This is a genomic window from Methylobacterium sp. WL6, assembly GCF_008040095.1.
In the GTDB taxonomy this organism is placed as follows: Bacteria; Pseudomonadota; Alphaproteobacteria; order Rhizobiales; family Beijerinckiaceae; genus Methylobacterium.
This window is the reverse complement of the sequence record NZ_VRVH01000360.1, coordinates 1-3972: the sequence shown is the minus strand read 5'-3', so window position 1 is coordinate 3972 and position 3972 is coordinate 1. Positions and strand designations below refer to the sequence as shown.

The 3972-nt window shown below is 71.1% G+C and carries 4 protein-coding genes and 1 pseudogene; 2 read left to right on the top strand and 3 right to left on the bottom strand.

Going from position 1 to position 3972, the window contains the following annotated elements:
- Window positions 1–219, bottom strand: a pseudogene (locus FV230_RS25515) (tRNA (guanosine(37)-N1)-methyltransferase TrmD); the annotation flags it as partial.
- Between the two features lie 78 nt (window positions 220–297).
- Here FV230_RS25515 and FV230_RS25510 point away from each other — a divergent pair.
- Window positions 298–1044, top strand: a complete 747-nt coding sequence (locus FV230_RS25510) for a methyltransferase domain-containing protein (protein WP_147844382.1) — start codon at window positions 298–300, stop codon at window positions 1042–1044.
- Window positions 1045–1219: 175 nt separating this feature from the next.
- Here the strand turns inward: FV230_RS25510 and FV230_RS25505 are convergent, their stop codons facing one another.
- Window positions 1220–1936, bottom strand: a complete 717-nt coding sequence (locus tag FV230_RS25505; RefSeq protein ID WP_243950404.1) for a glutathione S-transferase C-terminal domain-containing protein — start codon at window positions 1934–1936, stop codon at window positions 1220–1222.
- 95 nt (window positions 1937–2031) lie between these two features.
- Here FV230_RS25505 and FV230_RS25500 point away from each other — a divergent pair, with 95 nt between their 5' ends.
- Window positions 2032–2607, top strand: coding sequence for a TetR/AcrR family transcriptional regulator (locus FV230_RS25500; protein WP_147844381.1), 576 nt, complete (start codon window positions 2032–2034; stop codon window positions 2605–2607).
- A gap of 90 nt (window positions 2608–2697) precedes the next feature.
- Here the strand turns inward: FV230_RS25500 and FV230_RS25495 are convergent, their stop codons facing one another.
- Window positions 2698–3801 carry an aromatic ring-hydroxylating dioxygenase subunit alpha gene (locus FV230_RS25495; protein WP_147844380.1) on the bottom strand — a complete coding sequence of 368 codons (1104 nt, stop codon included), beginning with the start codon at window positions 3799–3801 and terminating at the stop codon, window positions 2698–2700.
- Window positions 3802–3972 lie beyond the last annotated feature (171 nt).

Below are 3972 nucleotides of genomic sequence, written 5' to 3'. Positions count from 1 at the left end.
GCGCAGCACCATGCCGGCGCCGCCGCCGGCCGGGTTGTCGTCGACGCTGCGGTGGCGGCCGAGCCCGTGCTCGCGGATGTCGCGGGCCTCGCAGACCCAGTCGCCGCGGGCGAGCGCGCTCCCCGACAGCGAGGCGCCGAGCGGCCCGGGAAACATCTCGGGGTAGAGCGTGAGGATGGTCGCCCGCCAGGGCGGGGCGGAAGGGGGCGGGTTCGTCATGGCCGCTTGATGGCGCCGGGACGCCTGCGCGGTCAACGCCGCGGCACCGAGCGCCGCCCTCGCGCGTTCAGGACTTCGATGATCAGACCGCTCCTCGCCCTCCTTCTCGCTCTCCCGGCCCTGGCGCACGGCGCGCAGGCGGCGGAACCCCTGGGACCGCCCGGCGTCCCGGCTGCCGCCTTCCCGAAGCCGGACCGGCCGGTGGCCGAGATCGTCGCGGCGCAATGGGCCTTCGAGGCGCAGCGCGACAAGGCCGACGAGTTCGGGCAGGTCGCCCGCCTGATGGGCTTCAAGCCGGGCGAGACGGTGGCCGACATCGGCGCCGGCAGCGGCTACTACGTCACGCGGCTGAGCCCGCTGGTCGGGCCGCAGGGCCGGGTGCTCGCCGAGGACGTGACGCCGCGCTACCTTGCCGACCTCGAAGCCCGGCTGCGCAAGGCCGACCTGTCCAACGTCACGGTGGTGCGCGGCGAGCCGCACGACCCGCGCCTCGCGCCCGCCTCGGTCGACGCGGCGATCCTGGTGCACATGTACCACGAGATCACCCAGCCCTACGGCCTGCTCCACAACCTCGCCGCCGCGATGAGGCCCGGCGGCCGGGTCGGGATCGTGGACGCCGACGACATCCCCTCGCGCCACGGCACGCCGCCCAAGCTCCTGCGCTGCGAGCTGTCCGCCGCGGGTTTTCGCGAGACGGGCTTTTCGGTGCTCGACGGCGGGGTGGGCTACCTCGCGGTGTTCGAGGCGCCGGCCCCCGACCGGCGGCCCGATCCGAAGACGATCACGCCTTGCAAGGACGAGGCGACGCGGGGGAAGGCGCGATAGGGGTCGAGGCCCGGCCTCGCGACCGCCCTCCTCCGATCCATGTCGGGCATGCGGACGGGCGCCGGCACTGGTCGGAAGGCGGCGTCTGCAGGCCGCCGTCCAATGCAAGCCGGCGTCCAAGGGCGGCACGGGGCGGCTCGCGGTGGGGCGATGACCGGATCCGACCGCCGGACGCTCAGGCGCGTTCGTCGATCTCCGGGACGCCGCTGCTCCGGTCGGCGTAGGCGGCGATGAAGGTCGGCCGGGTCTGCCAGCGCTGCCAGAAGGCATCGAGATGCTCGAAGCGCTCATCGAGCGGCGTCGCGTTGACCGGAAACTTGGAGAACGCGATCGCCGTCGCCAGCGTGATGTCCGAGAAGGTCGGCTGATCGCCGCCCAGGAGCCACGCGCGGCCGTCGGCAAGATGCCGGTCGACCAGGCCGGCATGCGCCAGCGCCACCTTGCGCGAATGCTCGCCCCAGGCCGGGTTGCTGGTCAGCTCGAGCTTCGGGCCCAGGCCCTGGTGCAGGACGTGGAACGCGGTGACGATGGGGTAGAGGATGTGCACCCACACCCGGCTGTCCCACATTTGGTCGAGGCCGCGCTCGAGCGCCGTTTCGCCCATGATCTTGCGGCCTTCGAACGCGTCGTCGAGGTAGCGGGCGATGGCGGAGGTCTCGCTGAGAAAGGACCCGTCCGCGAGCGCGAGGGTCGGCGTCTCGCCCCAGGCGTTCATCTTCAGGTGCTTCCATCCCCGTTGCTCGCCGACGGGCGACATGTCGTAGACCGTCTCGTCGAAGCGGTCGGCGATGCCCTTCTCGTGCATGAAGATTCGCAGGCGCTGCGGGTTCGGGAAGGCCGAGGGGGAGGTGAAGAGCCTGAGCTTGTCGGACATCGTCGTCTCGCTTTCCATCACGTTCACCTGTCTGTCAGATGACAGGCAGCATGCTACGTCTCGGCGCTTGTCTCGTCAACCCCTGTCTGCCATATGACAGATGGAGGTTGGGCATGGCAGCGACGTCGAAGGAGAACGTGCGGGAGGCGATCCTGGCGGCCGCCCGGGAGGCGGCGATGGCCCACGGCTACGGCGGTCTCAATTTCCGCGACCTCGCCGAGACCGTCGGCATCAAGGCCGCGAGCATCAACTACTACTTCGCCAACAAGGCCCTCCTCGGCGAGGCGGTCGCGCGCCGCTATTGGGAGGACATCGCCCGCGACCTCGAGGACGTGTCGGCGCATGCCGCGAGCCCGACGGAGGCGCTGAGACGGTACCCCGGCATCTTTCGCCTGTCGCTGGCGCGCGACAACCGCATGTGCCTCAGCAGCTTCATGGCGACGGAATACGATGCGTTGCCCGAGCCGGTCCTGAAGGAGGTTCAGGCTTTCGCCGACGTCAACACGGCGTGGCTGCGTCGGCAGCTCGTCGCCGCCGAGCTGGTCGCGCCGAACGAGGGCGAGGCGAGAGCGCGTGCTGTCTACGCGGCGGTCGCCGGCGCACAGATCGTCGCGCGAAGCCGCGCGGACATAACGCTGTTCGATTCCCTGATCCAGAGTTATCGGGAAGCGGGGCTGCTGCCGAACTGATCGGAGCTGAACGGCAAGATCGCGCTGTCCGAACCGACGTTCCCGGGCGGGATCGCGACCGAGACGCGCATCGGGTCGCCCCGATGCCCCTCACGAGCGCCAGCGCAGCTCCCGCGACTCCAGCGGGTTCGCGAACGGGCGCCCGGCGCGCGCGGCCTCCAGCGCCTCGCGCTTCAGGCGAAAGTACCATTGCGAGGGCAGGTCGCCCTGTCCGAACAGCACCATGGTCGGCTTGCGGTCGAGGCCCAGTTGCGCGTGCTGGAGCACCTGCTGGTCCTGGGTCAGGAACTGGCGCATCAGCGGGCGGGCGACGGGCTTGAGCAGGTTAAGGCCGGAGACGTTCCAGTAGAGCGCGTTGGTGAGCATCGTGCGGTTGGCGGTCAGCGGCGTCGCGAAGGTGTAGTTCGCCAGGCGCTTGGCGCCCGCCGTGATCCGCTCCAGGCGCACGCCGGGAAGGCGGAACTCGATCTCGACGTCGGGCACCCCGCCGAGCAGGCGGTAGACCGGCGAGCTCGTCGTCGTCGCGTGGCTCGACATGACGAAGCCGTGCGGCACCGGCCGAAACGTCTTCTTCTTCTCGCGCAGAGCCTTGGACGGCCGGAACCACCACGAATCGTGGACGAAGGCGACGTGGCCGGGATCGACGAGGCTCAAGGTCGTCAGGTCGAACGAGGCCTCGACCACGAGCTCGACCACGAGCGAGCCGACCGGGAGGAAGTCGAGCGCCGGCAGGGCGGGCGTCTCGCCCGGCGTCCCGAGATGCGGGTTGACCCAGACGAAGCCGGCGCTCTCGATCACGGGGAAGCGCTGCACCACGATCTTCGAGAAGTCGGCCGTGTCGTGCTCGGAGAGGGTCGGCACGTCGCGGCAGCGGCCTTCGGTGGAGAAGCGCCAGCCGTGGAACGGGCAGACCAGCTCGGCACCGTCGAAGCCGCCCTTGGACAGCGCCATGCCGCGGTGCGGGCAGCGGTCGCGCAGCGCGAACGGGGCGCCGTCCGCATCGCGCCCGATCACGATCTGCTCGCCGTTCAGCTCGACCGCGCGGAGCGCCTTGCCGGTCAGGCCCGAGGCTTGGCCGACGCAGTACCACGCATCCGGCAGCGGCCGGCGCATCGCATCGGGGTCGAGGGCCTCGTCGGCGGCCGGGTCGCGTGCGGGACCGCTCGCGTGGAGAGCGATCGGGGAGGCGGACATGGGGTCTCGCAACGGTTCGGGAACGTCCTCATACGCCGCCCCGCCGGATGGGGAAAGCGAGGCCGCCGTTCCAACCCCGCCGCGCGACGGTGTGACCCCGCGGAACGCGCGCCTCGAGCGCGATGGGCCGTCATGCCCCGGCACCCGCCCGCACGCCCGCCGCTCCGGCGT

Coding starts and splice junctions, on each gene's coding strand:
- FV230_RS25510 (WP_147844382.1), top strand. CDS start 298: ATGATCAGACCGCTCCTCGCCCTCCTTCTCGCTCTCCCGGCCCTGGCG.
- FV230_RS25505 (WP_243950404.1), bottom strand. CDS start 1,936: ATGGAAAGCGAGACGACGATGTCCGACAAGCTCAGGCTCTTCACCTCC.
- FV230_RS25500 (WP_147844381.1), top strand. CDS start 2,032: ATGGCAGCGACGTCGAAGGAGAACGTGCGGGAGGCGATCCTGGCGGCC.
- FV230_RS25495 (WP_147844380.1), bottom strand. CDS start 3,801: ATGTCCGCCTCCCCGATCGCTCTCCACGCGAGCGGTCCCGCACGCGAC.